Origin of the sequence: Streptomyces sp. NPDC051218, from assembly GCF_044455475.1 — a bacterium.
GTDB lineage: Bacteria > Actinomycetota > Actinomycetes > Streptomycetales > Streptomycetaceae > Streptomyces.
Map to the genome: position 1 here is coordinate 87,557 of NZ_JBITEU010000010.1, position 20,461 is coordinate 108,017.

A 20,461-nucleotide genomic window follows, 5' to 3' on the forward strand; every position below is an offset into this window, starting at 1 on the left:
CAGATGACGGACATCACACCGACGCGGGCCGTGCGCGTCATTCGGCGTCGCGCACCGCGTAGTTGAGGACCTTTTCGCCGAGCAGGTCCTCCATCTCGTCGAGCAGGACGAGGGCCTCGCGGGACACCTCGGCGGGCTTGCGGCACTTGGTCATCTCGTCGCCGATCCACGCCATGAGCGTGCTGTGGACCCAGGAGAGCTGACCGGCGATCAGGCCGGGCATCGGATCGCCGGCGGCGGCCTTCGTCTCTTCGGCGAGGGTTTTCGCGAGGCGGTCGAGCGCCTCCTGCTGGATCTCCCAGAGCCGGGAGCGCAGGGCGTGGGCGTCGGTGATGACCCTCATGAAGTCCGCCCAGCCCGTGAAGAGGCCGACGTGCGGTGACACTCCTTCCACGTCCGAGCGCAGTTCGCGCAGCACGGCCGCGGCGGCGGACTCCCCCGCGCGGCGGCCGCGTACGTAACCGGAGAGCCGGTCGACGACGGCCTCGCCGCGGTCGAGGAAGAGGTCCTCCTTGGCCGGGAAGTAGTTGTAGACCGTGTTCACGGAGACGTCGGCGGCCTCGGCGACGTCCGCGACGGTCACCGTGACGAAGCCGTGCTCCAGGAACAGCCCCGTCGCGATGTCCGAGATCCGCTGCTTCGTCTGCCGCTTCTTGCGCTCCCTGAGTCCTTCAGCCATGTCCCCACCCTACGGCCACTGGCTTGGGCGACTGAAAACTTGGAGTCATTGCAAAATTTAAGAGACTCTGTTTTTGTGGTCGCCATGGCAATCATCAGCACGGCCGGCCTCACCCGGACGTTCCGGACCAAGCGCGGCACCGTCGAAGCCGTGCGCGGCATCGACCTCACCGTCGCCCCCGGCGAGATCCTCGGCTTCCTCGGACCGAACGGCGCGGGCAAGACGACGACGCTGCGCATGCTCACCACGCTCCTGGCGCCCACCGGCGGCGCCGCCACCGTCGCGGGCTGCGACCTGGCCCGCGACCCGGCCGCCGTCCGGCGCAGGATCGGGTACGTGGCCCAGTCCGGCGGCGTCGACCTGAACATCTCCGTACGCGAGGAACTGGTCACCCAGGGGCGGCTCTACCGCCTGACGAAAACGCAAGCCGCCGCCCGCTCCCAGGAGTTGGCCGCCGACCTGGACCTCACCGACCTGCTCGACCGCAAGTGCGCGACCCTCTCCGGCGGCCAACGACGGCGCCTCGACATCGCCATGGGGCTCATGCACCGGCCCGAGGTGCTCTTCCTCGACGAGCCGACCACCGGGCTCGACCCGGGCAGCAGGGCCGACCTGTGGGCGCTCGTGCGGCGGCTGCGCGACGACCACGGCACCACCGTCGTCCTGACCACGCACTACCTCGACGAGGCCGACGCGCTCTGCGACCGCCTCGTCGTCATCGACAGGGGCGTCGTGGTCGCCGAAGGCACACCGAGCGCGCTCAAGCTCCGGTACGGCGGCTCCATCGACGCCTCGCTCCAGGACACGTTCCTGGCCATCACCGGGCGCGACCTCACCCCCAAGGACACGGCGCCCGTCGCCGTCTGAACCCCAGGACCCCTCATGTCTGCGTTTCTCTCCGACACCGCGCTGATCTTCGGGCGGTACGCCCGCCAGACCCTGCGCTCCAAGTTCCAGATCCTCTTCGGCGTCCTGATGCCGCTGCTCTACCTGCTCTTCTTCGGTCCGCTCCTGACCGACCTGCCGCTCGGCTCGCGCGGTGACTCCTGGCAGGTGCTCGTGCCGGGGCTGCTGCTCCAACTCGGCCTGTTCGGCGCCTCGTACAGCGGATTCGCGATCATCATCGAGAAGCAGTTCGGCGTGGTGGAGCGGATGCGGGTGACGCCGGTCAGCCGGCTCGCGCTGCTGCTTGGGCGGGTGCTGCGCGATGCCGCGCTCTTCGTCTTCCAGGCGGTGCTCCTGGTCCTTGCCGCCGTGGTGATGGGGCTGCGGGCGCCGCTCGCCGGCATCCTCATCGGCTTCGCCTTCGTGGGCGTCCTGACGGTCGTCCTCGCGTCCCTCTCGTACGCGCTCGCGCTGCTCGTGTCCAAGCCGCACGAGTTCGGGCCCGTCATCAACGCGGTCAGCATGCCCTCGATGCTGCTCTCCGGCCTGATGCTGCCGATGGCGCTCGCGCCGGGCTGGCTCGACGTGCTCTCGCACTTCATGCCGTTCCGCTACCTCGTGGACGCGGTGCGGGCCGCCTACGTGGGCGATTACGCGAGCACGGCGATGCTGTACGGCGTCCTGATGGCCGCCGCGCTCGCGGCCGGGTCCGTGACGGTCGGCACACGTGTCTTCAGGAAGGCGGGCGCGTAACTAGGCTGACCTCATGGTCAATCTGACGCGCATTTACACCAGGACCGGCGACAAGGGCACGACGGCCCTCGGCGACATGAGCAGGACCACCAAGACCGATCCGCGGATCTCGGCGTACGCCGACACGAACGAGGCCAATGCCGCGATCGGCGCGGCGATCGCGCTCGGCCGGCTGGACGAAGAGGTCGCGAAGGTCCTGCTCCGGGTCCAGAACGACCTCTTCGACGTGGGCGCCGATTTGTCGACGCCGGTCGTTCAGGACCCCAAGTACCCGCCGCTGCGCGTCGAGCAGTCGTACATCGACAAGCTGGAGGCGGACTGCGACCGCTTCCTCGACGAGCTGGAGAAGCTCCGCAGCTTCATCCTGCCGGGCGGCACGCCGGGGGCCGCGCTGCTGCACCAGGCGTGCACGGTGGTGCGGCGGGCGGAGCGGTCGACGTGGGCTGCGTTCGAGAGCCACGGGGAGAGCATGAACCCCCTGACCGCCACGTACCTGAACCGGCTCTCCGACCTCCTGTTCATCCTGGCCCGTACGGCGAACAAGGAGGTCGGGGACGTGCTGTGGGTGCCGGGCGGCGAGCGTTAGGCGTTGCGCGCCGGTTGTTCGTCTGCGGACGCGTCGTGGCTTGTCGCGCCGTTCCCCGCGTCCCTATGGGGCGCCACCGGCGGTGATTTCTTCGGGAACAGTGTGTACGACCCCGCGATGATCACGTTGATGCCGATCAGCCACAGCATCTTCTGCTGCCACATCCGCAGGGAGCCGACGTCCCCGTCGCCCCCGACGTACCAGACCGCTCCCTGCAGCAGCGCCATGGCGATCAGTCCCGCCAGGATCCAGCGGGCGGCGATCTTCCACTCGTGGATGGCTCGGGGCATGCCGTACTTGGGGGTCGACGGCGGCGGGCCGCCCGCGAAACGGTGGGCGACGCGTACGTCCACCCACTTGATCGTGTAGTGGCCGAGCGCGATGGAGTAGCCGATGTAGACGGCGGCGAGGCCGTGCTTCCAGTCCGGCTCCGCGCCGTTCTTCAGGTCGATCGCGGTGACGACGAAGAGGACGACCTCCAGGATCGGCTCGCACAGCAGTACGGCGACACTGGCGCGCGGCATCTTCGCCGCGTAGCGCAGGGCCAGGCCGCCGGCCAGCAGCACCCAGAAGCCGACCTCGCAGATGATGATCAGTGTGACGATCACGGTTCGCTCCTCTCGGTCACCCTTCAAGGCTCCCGCCGGACCGGCCGCGGATCGTCGTCGGCAGTGACGAAGTAGGACTGCATCCTTCGATGTAGCGCGCGGTTCCTCCCTCAGGATCAGGCATGGCCCCGGCGCGCCGTGTTGGATGGAGGCATGGCCCTGTCCCTTCCGCGCCCGAAGCGCGTCGACGTACAGATCTCCGTGGGCTGCGTCCTCGCCGGGTTCGCGCTGTGGGGGCTCGGGCTGCACACGCAGACGGACCGGCCGCTCGGCGCAACCTGGGCGCTGATCCCGCTCGTCGTCCTCGGCGGGCTCGAACTGCTGCGCAGCAGCATGCCGCGGACCGCCCTGACCCTCGGGACGCTCGCGCTGGCCGCCGACCAGTTCACGTCGGGCAATCTAGCGTCGATCATGATGTTCACGGACATCGTGTACGCCGCCGTGGTCTACGGGACGCCCGCCTCCGCCCGCCGCATCCCGGTCACCACCGGGGCGATCACGGTGGCCGTGACGATCGGGTTCCTCGCCTGGACCCGTGAACCGGAGGCGATCCTGATCGGCGTCATCACCGGCCTCGTGTCCTTCGGCCCCGCCACCACCGGCGTTCTCGTGCGCAACCACCGCGAGGCCGCCGACGCCGCCAGGCTGCGTGCCGAACAGACCGCGCTGCTCGCCGAGATGGACCGCGTGCAGGCCATCACCGCCGAGCGCGCCCGGATGGCCCGCGAGCTGCACGACATGGTCGCCAACCACCTCTCGGCGATCGCCATCCACTCCACGGCGGCACTCTCGCTCGACGACCCGAAGACCACCCGCGACGCGCTCGCCGTCATCCGCGAGAACAGCGTCGAGGGTCTGGCCGAGATGCGCCGCCTCATCGGCATCCTCCGTGACTCCAGTGACGACAGGGAGCCGACGGCCGCCCCCACCCTCGACGGTCTGGGCGCCCTGATCGCGGGCGCCCGTACCAATGGTCTGGACGTCACGCTCGACGACGCCCGCGACCCGGAGGGCCCGCGCCTGCCCGCCCCCGTCGAGCTCGCGGCGTACCGCATCGTCCAGGAGTCCCTGACCAACGCCCTCAAGCACGCCTCGCCCGGCCTGGTCACGGTGGCTCTCGCCCAGCGCCCCCACGCCCTCGACATCCACGTGACCAGCCCTTACGGCTCCCCCGCCGGCCCCCGCGCCCCCGGCTCCGGGGCCGGTCTCGTCGGCATGCGGGAGCGCACCGAACTTCTCGGCGGCACCTTCGATTCGGGCCCCGAGAGCACCACGAGCGGCAAGGTCTGGGACGTCCGCGCCACCCTGCCCGTCGACCCCGCAGACCAAGGAGCTTCCGCATGATCCGAGTGCTCGTCGCCGAGGACCAGTCCGCCGTACGGGCCGGGCTCGTCCTGATCCTGCGCAGCGCGCCGGACATAGAGGTGGTCGGCGAGGCGTCGGACGGCGAGCAGGCGGTGCGGCTGGCCCGTGAACTCCGCCCCGATCTGGTGCTCATGGACATCCAGATGCCGCGCCTCGACGGGGTCTCCGCGACGCGTCAGGTCGTCTCCGAGGGGCTCTCCGACGTGCTCGTCCTGACCACGTTCGACCTGGACGAGTACGTCTTCGGGGCGCTGCGCGCGGGCGCGTCCGGCTTCCTCCTGAAGAACACCGAGGCCAAGGACCTCCTGGAGGCGGTCCGTACGGTCGGGCGAGGCGAAGGGCTGATCGCCCCGGCCGTCACCCGGCGGCTGATCGCCGAGTTCGCGGCCCCACGGAACGCCAGGCCCGCACGCCGGGAGAACGGACCCGATCCCGCCATCCTCGACACCCTCACGCGACGGGAGCGGGAGGTGCTCGCATGCCTCGGCGAAGGTCTCTCGAACGCGGAGATCGCGGGCCGCCTCGACATGGCGGAGGCGACGGTGAAGACCCACGTCAGCCGACTGCTCGGCAAGCTGGAACTGCGCAGCAGGGTCCAAGCGGCAGTGCTCGCACAGGAGTTGGGTGTATAGGCCCGGCTCCAGCGCACCTCACCGGCGCTATCCGGCCAATGGTTCAGACCTCTTGACCGCTGGTCCAGACCTTTCTATTCTCACCGGCACTGCGGTGAGCACTCCCCCACGTGTTCCACGTGCTCACGGGCGGCGCAGGGTTCCACCCCTCTGTCCCCCCGGATCTCACCCGAGGAGCACACAGTGCGCTTCAGACACAGAGCCGTGGCAGGCCTCACCACCCTGCTGCTCCCGCTCGCCACCCTGGTCGCGCTCGGCGGCCCCGCCGAAGCCGCGCCGGAAGCCGCCCCCGCGGCCACCGCCACGTACGCCAAGACCCAGGACTGGGGCAGCGGCTTCGAGGGCAAGTGGACCGTCAAGAACACCGGAACCACCTCCATCAGCTCCTGGAACGTCGAGTGGGACTTCCCCTCCGGCACGAAGGTGACCTCCGCCTGGGACGCCACCGTCACCAACTCCGGCAACCGCTGGACCGCCAAGAACGTCGGCTGGAACGGGACGCTCGCCCCCGGCGCCTCGGTCTCCTTCGGGTTCAACGGCTCAGGTCCGGGCTCCCCTTCCAACTGCACGCTCAACGGCGGCAGTTGTGACGGCGGCAGCGTCCCCGGCGACAAGCCGCCCTCGGCGCCCGGCGCCCCCACCGCCTCCGACATCACCAACACCTCGGTGAAGCTCGCCTGGAAGGCGGCCACCGACGACAAGGGCGTCAAGAACTACGACGTTCTTCGCGACGGCTCCAAGGTCGCGACGGTGACCGGGACTTCGTACGCCGACAGCGGCCTCACCGCGGGCACCGACTACTCGTACACGGTCCAGGCACGCGACACCGCGGACCAGACCGGCCCGGCCTCCGGCGCCGTCAAGGTGCACACGACAGGTGGCACCGACCCCGGGCCCGGCCCCGGTGACAAGGTCAAGCTCGGCTACTTCACCCAGTGGGGCGTCTACGGCCGCAACTACCACGTGAAGAACATCGACAGCTCGGCCTCCGCGTCCAAGATCACCCACATCAACTACGCCTTCGGCAACGTCCAGGGCGGCAAGTGCACCATCGGCGACGCCTACGCCGACTACGACAAGGCGTACACCGCCGACCAGTCCGTGGACGGCAAGGCCGACACCTGGGACCAGCCCCTGCGCGGCAACTTCAACCAGCTGCGCAAGCTCAAGGCCAAGCACCCCAACATCAAGGTCCTGTGGTCCTTCGGCGGCTGGACCTGGTCCGGCGGCTTCACCGACGCGATGAAGAACCCGGCCGCCTTCGCCAAGTCCTGCCACGACCTGGTGGAGGACCCGCGCTGGGCCGACGTCTTCGACGGCATCGACCTGGACTGGGAGTACCCCAACGCCTGCGGCCTGACCTGCGACACCAGCGGCCCGGCCTCGATGAAGAACATGATGCAGGCGTTCCGCACCGAGTTCGGCAAGAACGCCCTGGTCACCGCCGCGATCACCGCGGACGGCTCCAACGGCGGCAAGATCGACGCCGCGGACTACGGCGGCGCGTCACAGTACGCCGACTGGTACAACGTGATGACGTACGACTTCTTCGGCGCGTGGGCGGCCAAGGGCCCGACGGCCCCGCACTCCCCGCTCACCTCCTACCCGGGCATCCCGCAGGACGGCTTCAACTCCGCCGACGCGATCTCGAAGCTGAAGGCGAAGGGCGTCCCCGCCGCGAAGCTTCTGCTCGGCATCGGCTTCTACGGCCGCGGCTGGACCGGCGTCACACAGAAGGAGCCCGGCGGCACGGCCACGGGCGCGGCGCAGGGCACGTACGAAGCGGGCATCGAGGACTACAAGGTCCTCAAGAACTCCTGCCCCGCGAACGGCACGATCGCCGGTACGGCCTACGCCCACTGCGGCAACAACTGGTGGTCGTACGACACCCCGGCCACGGTCAAGAGCAAGATGGCCTGGTCGAAGCAGCAGGGCCTGGGAGGCGCCTTCTTCTGGGAGTTCAGCGGGGACACCACCAACGGCGAGTTGGTGAGCGCCATCAATGACGGCCTGAAGTAGCCCGTCCCGCATAGACGAAGCCGGGGAGAACAGGTACGCCCCCTGTTCTCCCCGGCTTCTTACGTCTTGCGTCTGCGGACCGTATGTGGCTGGTCGCGCCCACGCGGCGAAGCCGCAGATGTCACAGCCCCGCGCCCCTGGGGGGGGCGCCCCAGCTAAGCCACGTTGACCCGTTGCCCCGGAGGCGCCGCCTCCAGCCAGGCCAGGAAGCCCGTCAGTGCGTCCTCGCCCATCGCCAGCTCAAGGCGTACGCCGCGGTGCAGGCAGCCGAGGACGATCGCGTCGGAGAGCAGTGCGAGCTCCTCCTCGCCGTCCGGGGCGCGGCGGTCGACGACCTCGATGGCCGAGCGCTCAAGGGTCCGCCGGGGACGGGGAGCGTACGAGAAGACTCGATACCACTCGATCCGGTCGCCGTTGTAGCGGGCGACCCCGTACCCCCAGCCCTTGCCGGAGGTGTCGCCCTTCTCCGGGGCGTTCCAGCGCAGGCTGCAGTCGAAGGTGCCGCCGGAGCGCTGGATGAGCCGGCGCCGCAGCCCGAAGACGAAGAGTCCCACCAACACCAGCACGACCAACACGAGTCCGCACACGAGCAGAGTGAGGATCATCGGCACCGACCTCCTCGCCTCTTCGTAACGGACCAACAGAATTGCACCCGCATCGCCTCAGCCGCGACCCGGTCCGGATTACTCCGGACCTGGCCGCGGCTGAGTCACGTCAAACGCCGTCGCGCCCGTTTCAGCGCGACGACACCGCCCGCAGTCGGACGTCCGCGCGACGCTCGGCGGAGGCGTCGGCCTCCGACTTCGCGCGCTCGAGCGCCCGCTCCGCACGCTGGACATCGATCTCGTCCGACAGCTCGACGATCTCAGCAAGCAGTGACAGCTTGTTGTCCGCGAAGGAGACGAATCCTCCGTGGACAGCGGCGACGACGGTGTCGCCGCCACTCGTACGAATGGTCACCGGGCCCGACTCCAGCACACCGAGCAGCGGCTGGTGACCGGGCATGATGCCGATGTCGCCGGACGTGGTGCGCGCGACGACCAGGGTGGCCTCGCCGGACCAGACACTGCGGTCCGCGGCGACCAGCTCGACATGCAGCTCAGCAGCCAAGGGTGGCTCCTCGGGTCACCACCCGGCGGCTTCGCCGGGTGTTGGGTCAAATTCTAGTGGGCGTACCGGGAGGGGCGGGACTCGCCCACCCCTCCCGTGAGTCATGGACTCAGGAGACGCCGAGCTCCTTGGCCTTCGCCTTCAGGTCCTCGATGCCACCGCACATGAAGAACGCCTGCTCGGGGAAGTGGTCGTACTCGCCGTCGATGATCGCGTTGAACGCCGCGATCGACTCGTCGAGCGGCACGTCCGAACCGTCGAGACCGGTGAACTGCTTGGCGGCGTGCGTGTTCTGCGACAGGAAGCGCTCGACGCGGCGGGCACGCTGGACGACCAGCTTGTCCTCCTCGCTGAGCTCGTCGATGCCGAGAATCGCGATGATGTCCTGGAGGTCCTTGTACTTCTGCAGGATTCCCTTGACGCGCATGGCGGCGTCGTAGTGGTCCTGCGCGATGTAGCGCGGGTCCAGGATGCGGGACGTCGAGTCCAGCGGGTCCACCGCCGGGTAGATGCCCTTCTCCGAGATCGGACGCGACAGCACGGTCGTCGCGTCGAGGTGCGCGAAGGTCGTGGCCGGGGCCGGGTCGGTGAGGTCGTCCGCGGGGACGTAGATCGCCTGCATCGAGGTGATCGAGTGACCACGCGTCGAGGTGATGCGCTCCTGGAGGAGGCCCATCTCGTCGGCCAGGTTCGGCTGGTAGCCCACCGCGGAGGGCATACGGCCGAGCAGGGTCGAGACCTCGGAACCGGCCTGCGTGAAGCGGAAGATGTTGTCGATGAAGAACAGCACGTCCTGCTTCTGCACATCGCGGAAGTACTCCGCCATGGTCAGACCGGCGAGGGCGACGCGCAGACGCGTGCCCGGCGGCTCGTCCATCTGGCCGAAGACCAGGGCGGTCTTGTCCAGAACGCCCGACTCTTCCATCTCGTCGATGAGGTCGTTGCCCTCACGGGTGCGCTCGCCGACACCGGCGAACACGGAAACGCCCTCGTGCAGCTTGGCCACACGCATGATCATTTCCTGGATGAGGACGGTCTTGCCGACGCCCGCTCCACCGAACAGACCGATCTTTCCACCCTTGACGTACGGGGTGAGAAGGTCGACGACCTTCAGGCCGGTCTCGAACATCTCGGTCTTGGACTCGAGCTGGTCGAAGGCCGGGGCCTTGCGGTGGATCGGCCAGCGCTCGGTGACGTCGGCCTCGGCCTCGGGGTGGTTCAGGATCGCACCGAGGGTGTTGAACACCTTGCCCTTGGTGATGTCACCGACGGGGACGGTGATGCCCGCGCCCGTGTCGGTCACGGCGGCCTGGCGGACCAGACCGTCGGTGGGCTGCATCGAGATGGCGCGGATGATGCCGTCGCCGAGGTGCTGGGCAACCTCGAGCGTCAGCGTCTTCCTCTCGCCGTCCTTGGCCGGGTCGGCCACCTCGACGTGAAGGGCGTTGTAGATCTCCGGCATCGCGTCGACGGGGAACTCCACGTCGACGACCGGGCCGATCACCCGGGCGACGCGGCCCGTGGCAACGGCCGTATCAACAGTGGTCGTCATTACTTGTCACTCCCCGCGGAAGCGTCGGCCAGGGCACTGGAGCCACCGACGATCTCGCTGATTTCCTGGGTGATTTCGGCCTGGCGGGCCGCGTTGGCAGAACGGGTGAGCGCGTTGATCAGGTCACCCGCGTTGTCGGTCGCCGACTTCATCGCGCGGCGCGTGGCGGCGTGCTTGGAAGCAGCCGACTGGAGCAGCGCGTTGTAGATACGGCTCTCGACGTAGCGCGGCAGAAGGGCGTCGAGGACGTCCTCCGCCGACGGCTCGAAGTCGTACAGCGGACGGGCCTCGTCGCTCTGGCCCGCCTCTTCCGCGACCTTGTCGAGGCTCAGCGGGAGCAGCCGGGAACCGGTCGCTTCCTGCGTCATCATCGAGATGAACTCGGTGTAGACGATGTGGAGTTCATCCACGCCGCCCTCGGCCGTGTCCGTCTCGATGGCCTCGATCAGGGGTGCGGCGATCTCCTTGGCATCCGCGTAGGAAGGGGCATCGGTGAAGCCCGTCCACTGCCCGGAGATCTTCCGCTCACGGAAGTTGTAGTGCGCGATGCCACGGCGGCCGACGATGTACGTGTCGACCTCCTTGCCCTCGTCCTGCAACTTCTTGGTGAGCTTCTCCGCACCCTTGATGGCGTTGGAGTTGAAGGCGCCGGCCAGACCGCGGTCGCTCGAGAGGAGCAGGACAGCGGCCCGGGTCGGAGCCTCGGCCTCGGTGGTCAGCGGGTGCTTGTCGTTCGCACCCGTGGCCACCGCGGTGACCGCGCGGGTCAGCTCGGTCGCGTACGGAGTGGAGGCGGTCACCTTGCGCTGTGCCTTGACGACACGCGAGGCGGCGATCATCTCCATCGCCTTGGTGATCTTCTTGGTCGCGGTGACGGATTTGATGCGACGCTTGTAGACCCGGAGCTGGGCTCCCATGAGTCAGGTCCCTTCCGTCGTCACTTGGACGCGTCGACGGCAGCCGGAGCGTCCTCGCCGAGCAGCTTGCCGTCCGAGGTCTCGAACTGCTTCTTGAACTCGGCGACGGCGTCGGCGATGGCCGTGATCGTGTCGTCGGACATCTTGCCGCCCTCCTTGATGGAGGTCATCAGGCCCTGCTCCTTGCGGTGCAGGTACTCGAGCAGCTCACGCTCGAAGCGCCGGATGTCGACGACCGGGACCTCGTCCATGCGGCCCGTGGTGCCGGCCCAGATGGAGATGACCTGGTCCTCGGTGGCCATCGGCTGGTACTGAGCCTGCTTGAGCAGCTCGACCATGCGCTGACCGCGCTCGAGGGAGGCCTTCGACGCGGCGTCCAGGTCGGAACCGAAGGCGGCGAACGCCTCCAGCTCGCGGTACTGGGCGAGGTCCACGCGAAGACGGCCGGACACCTGGCGGATCGCCTTGTGCTGGGCGGAGCCACCGACACGGGAGACCGAGATACCGACGTTCAGGGCCGGACGCTGACCGGCGTTGAACAGGTCGGACTCCAGGAAGCACTGACCGTCGGTGATGGAGATGACGTTGGTCGGAATGAACGCCGACACGTCGTTCGCCTTGGTCTCGACGATCGGCAGACCCGTCATCGAGCCCTTGCCCATCTCGTCCGAGAGCTTCGCGCAGCGCTCGAGCAGACGCGAGTGCAGGTAGAAGACGTCACCCGGGTAGGCCTCGCGCCCCGGCGGGCGGCGGAGCAGCAGGGACACGGCGCGGTAGGCGTCGGCCTGCTTCGAGAGGTCGTCGAAGATGATGAGGACGTGCTTGCCCTCGTACATCCACTGCTGGCCGATGGCCGAACCGGTGTAGGGCGCCAGGTACTTGAAGCCCGCCGGGTCGGACGCCGGGGCGGCGACGATGGTCGTGTACTCCAGCGCGCCGGCCTCTTCGAGGGCACCGCGCACGGAGGCGATGGTGGAGCCCTTCTGACCAACGGCGACGTAGATGCAGCGCACCTGCTTGTTCACGTCGCCCGAGCGCCAGTTGTCACGCTGGTTGATGATCGTGTCGACGGCCAGGGCGGTCTTGCCCGTCTGGCGGTCACCGATGATCAGCTGACGCTGGCCACGGCCGATCGGGGTCATCGCGTCGACGGCCTTGTAGCCGGTCTCCATCGGCTCGTGGACCGACTTGCGGTCCATGACCGTGGGGGCCTGCAGCTCGAGGGCGCGGCGGCCGGACGTCTCGATCTCGCCGAGGCCGTCGATCGGGGCGCCGAGCGGGTCGACGACACGGCCGAGGTAGCCCTCGCCCACCGCGACGGACAGGACCTCGCCGGTACGGGTGACCGGCTGGCCCTCTTCGATGCCGCTGAACTCGCCGAGTACGACGGCGCCGATCTCGCGCTCCTCAAGGTTGAGGGCGAGACCGAGGGTGCCGTCCTCGAACTTCAGCAGCTCGTTGGCCATGGCCGAGGGGAGGCCCTCGACCTTCGCGATGCCGTCACCGGCAACGCTGACCGAACCGACCTCCTCGCGCGAGGCCGCGTCCGGCTTGTACGCCTGGACAAAGTTCTCCAGTGCGTCCCGGATCTCCTCCGGCCGGATCGTGAGCTCCGCCATCTGGGTTCCCTGCTCTCCTTGTTGGGCCCGAAGTTTCACTTTGGGGGTCTGGGGACTCCCCCCAAGTAAGAGGTGAATCCTCTGCACGGCCCAACTAGGGCCGTAATTACAACGTTTGCGTTACTGCTAGCGCGCCATGCGGCGGTGCGCGTCCTCGAGACGGTCCGCGATGCTGCCGTTGATGATCTCGTCGCCGACCTGCACCGTGATCCCGCCGAGGACCGTGGGGTCCACGTCGAGGTTCAGGTGCATCTGGCGGCCGTAGACCTTCGCGAGGGCGGCACCGAGACGCTGCTTCTGCTGGTCCGAGAGCGGAACAGCCGAAGTGACCACGGCGACCATGCGGTCCCTGCGGTCCGCGGCCAGCTTGGAGAGGGACTCGAGTCCACCTTCCAGGCTACGTCCACGGGGCGCGGTCACAAGGCGCTCGACGAGCCGCTCCGTGACCTCGTTGGCCCGGCCACCGAGCAGGCTGCGCAGCAGCTCACTCTTGGCCGCACCGGAGGCGGCGCGGTCGGTCAGCGCGGACCGGAGCCCGGTGTTCGAGGAGACGATCCGGCCGAACCGGAACAGCTCGTCCTCGACGTCGTCCAGCGCGCCGGCCTTCTGCGCACCGGTCAGATCGGCGAGGTTGGTGAGCTCCTCGATGGCGTCCACCAGGTCACGCGACTGCGACCAGCGCGAGCGGACCAGGCCGGCCACCAGGTCGGCACTCTCGCCGCTCACCTGCCCGCCGAGCAGCCGCCCGGCGAGCTCGGCCTTGGCCTCACCGGACTGCGACGGGTCGGTCAGGACCCGGCGCAGCGAGACCTCGCGGTTGAACAGCGCGGTGACCGAGGCGAGCTCGTCAGCGAGCCGCCGCACGTCCACCGAGGTGTTGTCGATCAGCGCGTCGAGACGCTCGCGCGCGGCCGCGAGGGCCTCGCGGCTGGCTCCGTGCGCTGTCATCGAGTCGCCTCGGCCTTCTCCTCGAGCTCGTCGAGGAAGCGGTCGATGGTGCGGCTCTGCCGAGCGGAGTCCTCGAGGGACTCACCGACGAGCTTGCCCGCCAGGTCGGTGGCCAGCTGGCCCACGTCCTGACGCAACGACTGCGCGGCGGCCTTGCGGTCGGCGGCGAGCTGCGCGTGACCGGCGGCCACGATCTCCTCGCGCTGACGCTGGCCTTCGGCACGCATCTCAGCGATGAGCGTGGCGCCCTGCTCCTGCGCCTCCTGGCGCAGACGCGCGGCCTCGTGCCGTGCCTCGGCGAGCTGAGCCTTGTACTGCTCGAGCACGCTCTGGGCCTCGGTCTGAGCGGCCTCGGCCTTCTCGATACCGCCTTCGATCGCCTCGCGGCGCTCATCCAGAACCTTGTTGATGTTCGGGAGGAGCTTCTTCCAGAAGAAGAAGAAGACGATGGCGAAGGCGATGGCGCCGACGAGCAGCTCGGGGCCCGGGGGGATGAGCGGGTTCTGCTCTTCCTCGGCCGCCAGCTGTACCAGGTTGGCGATCACATCATTGCCTTTCGTCGAACGGGGCTAATCGTCTTTGGCGATCAGGAGCCGTAGACGAACGGCATGACGATGCCGATGAGGGCGAGCGCCTCACAGAAGGCGAAACCAAGGATCTGGTTGGCACGGATCAGGCCAGCGGCTTCAGGCTGACGGGCAAGGGCCTCGGTGCCCTTACCGAAGACGATGCCAACACCGATGCCGGGACCGATCGCGGCGAGACCGTAGCCGATGGAGCCGAGGGCCTTGATGTCACCCTGGAGGGCGGCGAGCTCGAGAGTCGCGGACATGCCGTTACTTCCTTCTCTTTCATGGACCGGTGGGGGTTGGCCACCAGGCGCTTAGGGGGTTGCTGACAGGGGCTCAGTGGTGCTCGGCGAGAGCGCCCTGAATGTACGAGCAGGCCAGGAGCACGAAGACGTACGCCTGAACAGCCTGCACGAAGAGTTCGAAGAGGATCATGGCCATCGTCATCACGAAGGAGACACCGGCGGCCGGGATCAGCCAGCTGTTCAGCAGGTACCAGGAGGCGACGGTGAACATCACCAGCATCAGGTGACCGGCGAACATGTTGGCGAAGAGTCGCACAGCGTGCGTGAACGGGCGCACGAGCAGGTTCGAGAAGAACTCGATGAACGACACGAGCCACTTGATCGGGCCGAGCGAGTTGTCGTAACCCGTGATGTTCTTCCAGCCACCGACGAAGCCGTGCTTCTTGAAGGTGAGCGGCACCCAGATCAGGTACACGATGAGCGCGAGGACCACCGGGTACGCGAAGATCGACGCGACCGGGAACTGGGTCAGCGGGATCACCGACCAGATGTTCATGATCCAGATGAAGAAGAACAGCGAGACCATGAGCGGGACGTACTTCTCGCCGTCCTTCTTGCCCATCGTCTCGTAGACGATGCCGCGGCGAACGAAGTCGTAGCCGGCCTCGCCCATCATCTGCAGCTTGCCCGGAACGACCTTGGCCTTGCCGAACGCCGCGTAGAAGAAGGTGATGACGACCAGCGTCGTGATCAAGGCAAGCAGCATCACCTTGTTGAACTCGAACCCACCGACGGTGGCGATCGGCTTGAAGAGGAACGAGTGCAGGCCCGGAGCCGGGAAGCCGCACCCGTTGTCGGACATGATCCGACAGCTCCAATCGAAGGCGAGCTCAGTTTGGTCAGCACTCACCGCGGGCTCCTTCGGCGTGACGCATAGGTACGGCAACCTCGTTGTCGTGTCGGCGCGGCGCGCAGCCGCGATTCGGCACCAGACTGGTGTTTCGGATGTGGGCGCGGCGGTCAGGCATCGAGCCTCGCGATCGTGCAGGCGTCAGCTCAGATGCCCGCGCCGGCAGTGCCGCAGTTGGCACCGGACGATAGCAGCATCTCGAACGCGCATTTATCCCGGCCCTACCCTTCACGCCGAGGACCCCGACTTCTCCGGCTTGTCCTTCTGCTCGGAGTCGGGTTCCACGTAAAGGATCTTGGCCTTCATGTGCGCACGAGCCTGTGCGGCCATCCACGCGACCGTCGCCACCACGAGCGCGACAGCGAAGGCCTTGGGGTTGAAGAGCGTGGTGTCCTTGAACAGGGCCATGAAGATCAGGAGCAGCAGAAGTTGGGCGACGTAGAGCATCATGCCCATCGCCTGGAACAACTGCGGAAGCGATTTCGCCGTCCGCTGCAAGACGAACATTCCGAGCCCCATGAACGCAATGACCACCACGGTGCCGACGACGGCCCCGAGCGCCCCCTTGCCACCCGCGACCACACCACTCACCACGGCGACGATCACGCCAACGGCAGCTGTGGGTACGGCGGACTGAAGGAGAGTTCGGGTGTCTTGAGACGGCATGGCGGCGCTCCGCTTACTGATGGGGGCAGGGTGTCGTCATGGACGAGCGTAGTCCGGGGTCGAGAGTGTCCCTCGGGCCAATGGACCGTCGCACTACGGTCCTTCGGCTCTATCCCCTGGTTTCGTGAACGGTATCACAAACTATTTGATGAGGTCTTTACCTGCTAAGTGTGCTCGCCGTCACACATGAGAGTTAATCCGCGCGTATGTGCATGCAGCGCGGCAACTTGTCTGGTATTGGGCGAGTTTGACCGGCGCCGTCAGCTCGACGACTCGGCCTTGTGCCGATCCTCGATGCGCGAGCGGGTGCCAACGGCCGTCGCCCCGTTGACGTCCGCCTCGACCGGAGGGCGGTCGCCCGCCGCCACATCCGCCTCGTCCGTCGCACCGGCCACGGAGGCGTCCGCCGCGGCCCGCCGGCGCCGCCGGTAACGCGGCGGCACGAAGGACTCGGCCCAGCCCGGGATGTGCGGACTGAACCGCGGCAGCATGAGCAGGACGAGGCCCACCGCGCTCAGGGCGACGATCAACAGCAGGATCCACATGCTGGCCGAGTGGACCGAGTAGGCCACCGTGCCGAATCCGATCAGCGCCGACCAGAAGTACATGATCAGCACCGCGCGGCTGTGGGAGTGGCCGATCTCCAGGAGGCGGTGGTGGAGGTGGCCGCGGTCGGCGGCGAACGGCGACTTGCCGTTCCACGTACGCCTCACGATCGCGAGGACCAGGTCGGCGAACGGGATCGCGATGATCGTCAGCGGCATCAGGAGCGGGATGAAGACCGGGAGCATCGCGTGCGTGGCATCGCGGGTGCCGCCGAAGTTCAGGCTCAGGGCGTCGCCGTCGATCTGCCCCGTGGCGGAGATCGCACCCGCCGCGAGGACCAGGCCGATCAGCATCGAGCCCGAGTCCCCCATGAAGATCCGGGCCGGGTGGAGATTGTGCGGCAGGAAGCCCAGGCACATGCCCATCAGGATCGCGGCGAAGAGCGTGGCGGGGGCCGCGGCCTCGATGCCGTAGCCGTACCAGATGCGGTAGGCGTAGAGGAAGAACGCCGTTGCCGCGATGCACACCATGCCCGCGGCGAGACCGTCGAGGCCGTCGACGAAGTTCACGGCGTTGATCGTGATGACGACGAGCGCGACCGTCAGGAGCGTGCCCTGGCCCTGGTCCAGGAGGACCATGCCGTAACCGGGCACCGGGATCCACAGGATCGTCAGGCCCTGGAGGACCATGACGCCCGCCGCGATCATCTGGCCGCCCAGCTTGATCAGGGCGTCGATCTCGAACTTGTCGTCCAGGACGCCGATCAGCCAGATCAGCGCGGCGCCGGAGAGCAGCGCGCGCGGTTCGTTGGACCGCTCGAAGACGTCGTTCAGGTTCGGCAGGTGGTCGGCGACGAGGAGTCCGGCGCACAACCCGAAGAACATCGCGATACCGCCGAGCCGGGGCGTTGGCTCCCGGTGCACGTCGCGGGCGCGGATCTCCGGCATGGCGCCGGCCACGATCGCGAACTTCCGCACTGGGCCGGTCAGCAGGTACGTGACCGCGGCCGTGATGCAGAGCGTCAGCAGGTATTCACGCACGGGCTTCCCCACAGGTATCGCTGGCCATCTCAGCCCCACACCCTAGCTCTGCGTGCATACGGTGAGGGACTTCCGGGTAGCGACGATGGTTGCACGAGTACGCGCCATCGCTTGACGCGTCTACCCCGACCTAGGCCGTATACGGCGGAAATCTGCCCACCAGTTCACGCACTTCCTCTCGTACTTTCGAGTCGTTCGTCTCCCCGGATTCGTCACGCACCGCATCGGCGAAGAGCGCCGCGATCCGCACCATCTCCGCGTCCCCCATGCCCTGAGTGCTGACGGCGGCGGTGCCGAGCCGCAGGCCGCGGCCCTCGGCGTAGGGCAGGGCGCAGGTGTCCAGGACCAGGCCGCAGGCGGCGAGCCTCCCGCGGGCCGTGTGCGCGTCGACGCCCAGGGGGGTGGGGTCGGCCAGGATCAGGTGGGTGTCCGTGCCGCCGGTGATGACCGTGCAGCCCGCTGTGGCGAGCGCCTGGGCGAGGGTGCGCGCGTTCGCGACGACCTGATGGGCGTACGCGGTGAAGGCCGGGGTCTCCGCCTCGCCGAACGCGACCGCCTTGGCCGCGATGGTGTGCATCTGCGCGCCGCCCTGGGTGAAGGGGAACACGGCCCGGTCGATACGGGACGCGAGCTCGGTCCCGCACAGGATCAGGCCGCCGCGCGGGCCGCGGAGCACCTTGTGGGTCGTGGCGCAGACGACATCGGCGTACGGCACGGGGCTCGGGGCGGCTCCCCCGGCGATCAGACCGATCGGGTGGGCCGCGTCGGCGATGAGGTACGCGCCGACGTCGTCGGCGATGTCACGGAAGGCGGCGTAGTCGATGTGCCGGGGGTAGGCGATCGAGCCGCAGACGATGGCCTTCGGCCGGTGCGAGCGGGCCAGGGCGCGGACCTGGTCGTAGTCGATGAGGCCGCTGTCCGGGTCGACGCCGTAGCCCACGAAGTCGAACCAGCGCCCCGAGAAGTTCGACGGTGAGCCGTGCGTCAGGTGGCCGCCGTACGGCAGGCCCATGGCCAGGACGGTGTCCCCGGGGCGCAGCAGTGCGGCGTACGCGGCGAGGACGGCGGAGGAGCCGGAGTGCGGCTGCACATTGGCGTGCTCGGCGCCGAACAGCGCCTTGGCGCGGTCGATGGCGATGCGCTCGGCGACGTCGACCAGCTCGCAGCCGCCGTGGTGGCGGGCACCGGGGTAGCCCTCGGCGTACTTGTTGGAGAGCGGGGAGCCGAGGGCCGCGAGCACCGCCGGTGAGGTGAAGTTCTCCGCGGCGATGAGCTGGAGACCGGACGCCTGCCGGTCCTGCTCGGCCAGGAGGATCTCCGCCATCTGGGGGTCCGCGCGGCGGAGCGCGTCGAAGTCAGCTGGCGCCGTCGGGGCGGCGGTGGGTGCGGTGCTGACCGGCATCTTGGGCTCCGGGCCTCGCGAGGTGTGCGGGTCCCTCCAATGTAGGCCCGCCACACGGTGCCCGCGCGGCGTCGGCCCGATCTTTCGAAGAGAAAGGTTTAAGCCTTGGCCCGCACGCCCGTCAGTGCCGTCACGACCGGGTCGAGCGCCTCGTTGATCTCGTCGCCCACCGAGCGGAAGAAGGGCAGCGGCGCCCCATAGGGGTCGTACACCTCGTCCGCCTCGGCCGTGGGGGCGAGGAGCCATCCCCGCAGCGCCGCCGCGGCCCGCACGAGGGCCCTGGCCCGCTCGACCACTCCCCCGTCGGGGTCGGGCAGGGTCGCCGGGTCTATGGCCCGCACGAGCCGCGTGAACTCCTTGAGCGTAAACGTGCGAAGGCCCGCCGAGTGGCCCATCGAGATGACCTGCGCCCGGTGGTCCCGGGTCGCCGTCAGGACGAGGTCGGCGCGGATGACGTGCTCGTCGAGGAGCTCGCGCCCCTTGAAGCCGGACGCATCGGCGCCGAAGTCCGCGAGCACCGCCTCGGCGTTGGTCTCCATGGGGGCGCCCTCGTGCCCCCAGGTGCCCGCGCTCTCCACGATCAGGCCGCCGGTGAAGGGGTCGCCGAGGCGGTCGGCCAGGGCATGCCTGGTCAGCCGCTCGGTGATCGGCGAGCGGCACACATTGCCGGTGCTGACGTGGAGGATGCGGAACGAATCGGGATAAGCCGCTATGCCACGCCCCGTCTCAGGGGCTGTCAATTCGCCACCTCGAGGTCGGGTACCACCTTGCGGAGCTCCTCGGCGTCGAGGGCGCCCGCGCGCAGCAGTACCGGCACCTTTCCGGTGACGTCGACGATCGACGACGGGACGATGCCGGGCGTCGGGCCGCCGTCCAGGTACACGGAGACGGAGTCGCCGAGCATCTCCTGCGCGGCGTCACAGTCCTCCGGTGCGGGGTGCCCGGTGAGGTTCGCCGAGGAGACGGCCATGGGGCCGACCTCGGTGAGCAGTTCGATGGCGACGGGGTGCAGCGGCATCCGGATCGCCACGGTCCCGCGGGTGTCCCCGAGGTCCCACTGGAGCGACGGCTGCTGCTTGGCGACCAGCGTCAGGGCGCCGGGCCAGAAGGCGTCGACGAGCTCCCAGGCCGACTCGGAGAAGTCGGTGACCAGGCCGTGCAGGGTGTTCGGGGAGCCGATGAGGACCGGCGTCGGCATGTTGCGGCCACGGCCCTTGGCGTCGAGCAGGTCGGCGCAGGCCTCCGGCGTGAAGGCGTCGGCACCGATCCCGTAGACGGTGTCGGTGGGCAGCACGACCAGCTCGCCACGGCGGACGGCCGACGCGGCCTCGCGCAGACCGGTCGTCCGGTCGGTCGCGTCATTGGTGTCGTATCGCCGTGCCATCTAGCGGGCCTCCTCGTACACGTACT

Annotated in this window: 22 protein-coding genes; 6 read left to right on the forward strand and 16 right to left on the reverse strand. The window is 68.5% G+C overall.

The annotated features are described in order from the left end of the window. Window positions 1-37 precede the first annotated feature (37 nt). Window positions 38-679, reverse strand: a complete 642-nt coding sequence (locus ACIBCK_RS28365) for a TetR/AcrR family transcriptional regulator (RefSeq protein ID WP_399394759.1) — start codon at window positions 677-679, stop codon at window positions 38-40. Between the two features lie 84 nt (window positions 680-763). Between ACIBCK_RS28365 and ACIBCK_RS28370 the strand changes: the two genes are divergently transcribed. The 3 genes from ACIBCK_RS28370 to ACIBCK_RS28380 are packed head-to-tail and all read left to right on the forward strand — an operon-like array spanning window position 764 to window position 2,903. Further along, on the forward strand, window positions 764-1,546 hold the full coding sequence (locus ACIBCK_RS28370) for an ABC transporter ATP-binding protein (protein ID WP_399394761.1): 783 nt from the start codon (window positions 764-766) through the stop codon (window positions 1,544-1,546). Between the two features lie 15 nt (window positions 1,547-1,561). Next, on the forward strand, window positions 1,562-2,317 hold the full coding sequence (locus tag ACIBCK_RS28375) for an ABC transporter permease (protein ID WP_399394762.1): 756 nt from the start codon (window positions 1,562-1,564) through the stop codon (window positions 2,315-2,317). 13 nt (window positions 2,318-2,330) lie between these two features. Then, window positions 2,331-2,903: a cob(I)yrinic acid a,c-diamide adenosyltransferase gene (locus ACIBCK_RS28380; protein ID WP_399394764.1), complete on the forward strand. Its 573-nt coding sequence runs from the start codon at window positions 2,331-2,333 to the stop codon at window positions 2,901-2,903. Here the strand turns inward: ACIBCK_RS28380 and ACIBCK_RS28385 are convergent. Beyond that, window positions 2,900-3,511 carry a hypothetical protein gene (locus tag ACIBCK_RS28385; protein ID WP_399394765.1) on the reverse strand — a complete coding sequence of 204 codons (612 nt, stop codon included), beginning with the start codon at window positions 3,509-3,511 and terminating at the stop codon, window positions 2,900-2,902. The two genes, ACIBCK_RS28380 and ACIBCK_RS28385, sit on opposite strands and share 4 nt — an antisense overlap. Before the next feature lie 153 nt (window positions 3,512-3,664). Between ACIBCK_RS28385 and ACIBCK_RS28390 the strand changes: the two genes are divergently transcribed. From ACIBCK_RS28390 to ACIBCK_RS28400, 3 genes are all read left to right on the forward strand, one after another. Continuing rightward, complete coding sequence (locus ACIBCK_RS28390; protein WP_399394767.1) at window positions 3,665-4,855, forward strand: sensor histidine kinase; 1,191 nt, start codon at window positions 3,665-3,667, stop codon at window positions 4,853-4,855. After that, window positions 4,852-5,508 (forward strand): response regulator, encoded by a 657-nt coding sequence (locus ACIBCK_RS28395; protein ID WP_399394769.1) that lies wholly within the window; start codon window positions 4,852-4,854, stop codon window positions 5,506-5,508. Before ACIBCK_RS28390 ends, ACIBCK_RS28395 begins: the two co-directional genes overlap by 4 nt. Before the next feature lie 183 nt (window positions 5,509-5,691). Further along, entirely contained in the window at window positions 5,692-7,527 is a 1,836-nt protein-coding gene (locus tag ACIBCK_RS28400; protein ID WP_399394771.1) for a glycosyl hydrolase family 18 protein, read from the forward strand. 155 nt (window positions 7,528-7,682) lie between these two features. On the opposite strand, the gene ACIBCK_RS28405 is transcribed toward ACIBCK_RS28400, so the two are convergent. From ACIBCK_RS28405 to ACIBCK_RS28470, 14 genes are all read right to left on the reverse strand, one after another. Further along, the gene (locus ACIBCK_RS28405) at window positions 7,683-8,132 is read right to left on the reverse strand and encodes a DUF2550 domain-containing protein (RefSeq protein ID WP_361833629.1); all 450 of its coding nucleotides are present in this window, start codon (window positions 8,130-8,132) and stop codon (window positions 7,683-7,685) included. A 130-nt stretch (window positions 8,133-8,262) separates the two neighbouring features. Continuing rightward, window positions 8,263-8,637 (reverse strand): F0F1 ATP synthase subunit epsilon, encoded by a 375-nt coding sequence (locus tag ACIBCK_RS28410; protein WP_367044986.1) that lies wholly within the window; start codon window positions 8,635-8,637, stop codon window positions 8,263-8,265. 109 nt (window positions 8,638-8,746) lie between these two features. Beyond that, window positions 8,747-10,189: a F0F1 ATP synthase subunit beta gene (gene atpD, locus ACIBCK_RS28415; RefSeq protein ID WP_399394774.1), complete on the reverse strand. Its 1,443-nt coding sequence runs from the start codon at window positions 10,187-10,189 to the stop codon at window positions 8,747-8,749. After that, window positions 10,189-11,106: a F0F1 ATP synthase subunit gamma gene (locus tag ACIBCK_RS28420; protein WP_399394775.1), complete on the reverse strand. Its 918-nt coding sequence runs from the start codon at window positions 11,104-11,106 to the stop codon at window positions 10,189-10,191. Before ACIBCK_RS28420 ends, atpD begins: the two co-directional genes overlap by 1 nt. Window positions 11,107-11,126: 20 nt before the next feature. Beyond that, window positions 11,127-12,725 carry a F0F1 ATP synthase subunit alpha gene (gene atpA, locus ACIBCK_RS28425; RefSeq protein ID WP_365860637.1) on the reverse strand — a complete coding sequence of 533 codons (1,599 nt, stop codon included), beginning with the start codon at window positions 12,723-12,725 and terminating at the stop codon, window positions 11,127-11,129. 126 nt (window positions 12,726-12,851) lie between these two features. Next, window positions 12,852-13,673: a F0F1 ATP synthase subunit delta gene (locus ACIBCK_RS28430; protein WP_399394778.1), complete on the reverse strand. Its 822-nt coding sequence runs from the start codon at window positions 13,671-13,673 to the stop codon at window positions 12,852-12,854. Beyond that, on the reverse strand, window positions 13,670-14,218 hold the full coding sequence (locus ACIBCK_RS28435; RefSeq protein ID WP_399394780.1) for a F0F1 ATP synthase subunit B: 549 nt from the start codon (window positions 14,216-14,218) through the stop codon (window positions 13,670-13,672). Before ACIBCK_RS28435 ends, ACIBCK_RS28430 begins: the two co-directional genes overlap by 4 nt. A gap of 41 nt (window positions 14,219-14,259) precedes the next feature. Beyond that, window positions 14,260-14,505 carry an ATP synthase F0 subunit C gene (gene atpE / locus ACIBCK_RS28440; protein WP_016643250.1) on the reverse strand — a complete coding sequence of 82 codons (246 nt, stop codon included), beginning with the start codon at window positions 14,503-14,505 and terminating at the stop codon, window positions 14,260-14,262. A gap of 73 nt (window positions 14,506-14,578) precedes the next feature. Beyond that, window positions 14,579-15,349 (reverse strand): F0F1 ATP synthase subunit A, encoded by a 771-nt coding sequence (gene atpB, locus ACIBCK_RS28445; protein ID WP_399394782.1) that lies wholly within the window; start codon window positions 15,347-15,349, stop codon window positions 14,579-14,581. A 276-nt stretch (window positions 15,350-15,625) separates the two neighbouring features. Further along, window positions 15,626-16,063, reverse strand: a complete 438-nt coding sequence (locus ACIBCK_RS28450) for a hypothetical protein (RefSeq protein WP_399394784.1) — start codon at window positions 16,061-16,063, stop codon at window positions 15,626-15,628. 260 nt (window positions 16,064-16,323) lie between these two features. Further along, complete coding sequence (locus tag ACIBCK_RS28455; protein WP_399394785.1) at window positions 16,324-17,649, reverse strand: MraY family glycosyltransferase; 1,326 nt, start codon at window positions 17,647-17,649, stop codon at window positions 16,324-16,326. Window positions 17,650-17,779: 130 nt separating this feature from the next. Next, window positions 17,780-19,051 (reverse strand): serine hydroxymethyltransferase, encoded by a 1,272-nt coding sequence (gene glyA, locus ACIBCK_RS28460; protein ID WP_399394786.1) that lies wholly within the window; start codon window positions 19,049-19,051, stop codon window positions 17,780-17,782. Between the two features lie 98 nt (window positions 19,052-19,149). Then, entirely contained in the window at window positions 19,150-19,791 is a 642-nt protein-coding gene (locus ACIBCK_RS28465; protein ID WP_160507229.1) for a protein-tyrosine-phosphatase, read from the reverse strand. Beyond that, a complete protein-coding gene (locus ACIBCK_RS28470; RefSeq protein WP_249587745.1) occupies window positions 19,788-20,435 on the reverse strand; it encodes an L-threonylcarbamoyladenylate synthase in 648 nt (215 codons plus the stop codon). Before ACIBCK_RS28470 ends, ACIBCK_RS28465 begins: the two co-directional genes overlap by 4 nt. Window positions 20,436-20,461: the final 26 nt, after the last annotated feature.

Bases quoted from the DNA above. Each gene is read 5' to 3' on its own strand.
- ACIBCK_RS28365 (WP_399394759.1), bottom strand. From the start codon at position 679: ATGGCTGAAGGACTCAGGGAGCGCAAGAAGCGGCAGACGAAGCAGCGG.
- ACIBCK_RS28370 (WP_399394761.1), top strand. From the start codon at position 764: ATGGCAATCATCAGCACGGCCGGCCTCACCCGGACGTTCCGGACCAAG.
- ACIBCK_RS28390 (WP_399394767.1), top strand. From the start codon at position 3,665: ATGGCCCTGTCCCTTCCGCGCCCGAAGCGCGTCGACGTACAGATCTCC.
- ACIBCK_RS28405 (WP_361833629.1), bottom strand. From the start codon at position 8,132: ATGATCCTCACTCTGCTCGTGTGCGGACTCGTGTTGGTCGTGCTGGTG.
- ACIBCK_RS28375 (WP_399394762.1), top strand. From the start codon at position 1,562: ATGTCTGCGTTTCTCTCCGACACCGCGCTGATCTTCGGGCGGTACGCC.
- atpB (WP_399394782.1), bottom strand. From the start codon at position 15,349: ATGTCCGACAACGGGTGCGGCTTCCCGGCTCCGGGCCTGCACTCGTTC.
- ACIBCK_RS28420 (WP_399394775.1), bottom strand. From the start codon at position 11,106: ATGGGAGCCCAGCTCCGGGTCTACAAGCGTCGCATCAAATCCGTCACC.
- ACIBCK_RS28450 (WP_399394784.1), bottom strand. From the start codon at position 16,063: ATGCCGTCTCAAGACACCCGAACTCTCCTTCAGTCCGCCGTACCCACA.
- atpA (WP_365860637.1), bottom strand. From the start codon at position 12,725: ATGGCGGAGCTCACGATCCGGCCGGAGGAGATCCGGGACGCACTGGAG.
- atpE (WP_016643250.1), bottom strand. From the start codon at position 14,505: ATGTCCGCGACTCTCGAGCTCGCCGCCCTCCAGGGTGACATCAAGGCC.
- ACIBCK_RS28430 (WP_399394778.1), bottom strand. From the start codon at position 13,673: ATGACAGCGCACGGAGCCAGCCGCGAGGCCCTCGCGGCCGCGCGCGAG.
- ACIBCK_RS28380 (WP_399394764.1), top strand. From the start codon at position 2,331: ATGGTCAATCTGACGCGCATTTACACCAGGACCGGCGACAAGGGCACG.
- ACIBCK_RS28470 (WP_249587745.1), bottom strand. From the start codon at position 20,435: ATGGCACGGCGATACGACACCAATGACGCGACCGACCGGACGACCGGT.
- ACIBCK_RS28395 (WP_399394769.1), top strand. From the start codon at position 4,852: ATGATCCGAGTGCTCGTCGCCGAGGACCAGTCCGCCGTACGGGCCGGG.
- glyA (WP_399394786.1), bottom strand. From the start codon at position 19,051: ATGCCGGTCAGCACCGCACCCACCGCCGCCCCGACGGCGCCAGCTGAC.
- atpD (WP_399394774.1), bottom strand. From the start codon at position 10,189: ATGACGACCACTGTTGATACGGCCGTTGCCACGGGCCGCGTCGCCCGG.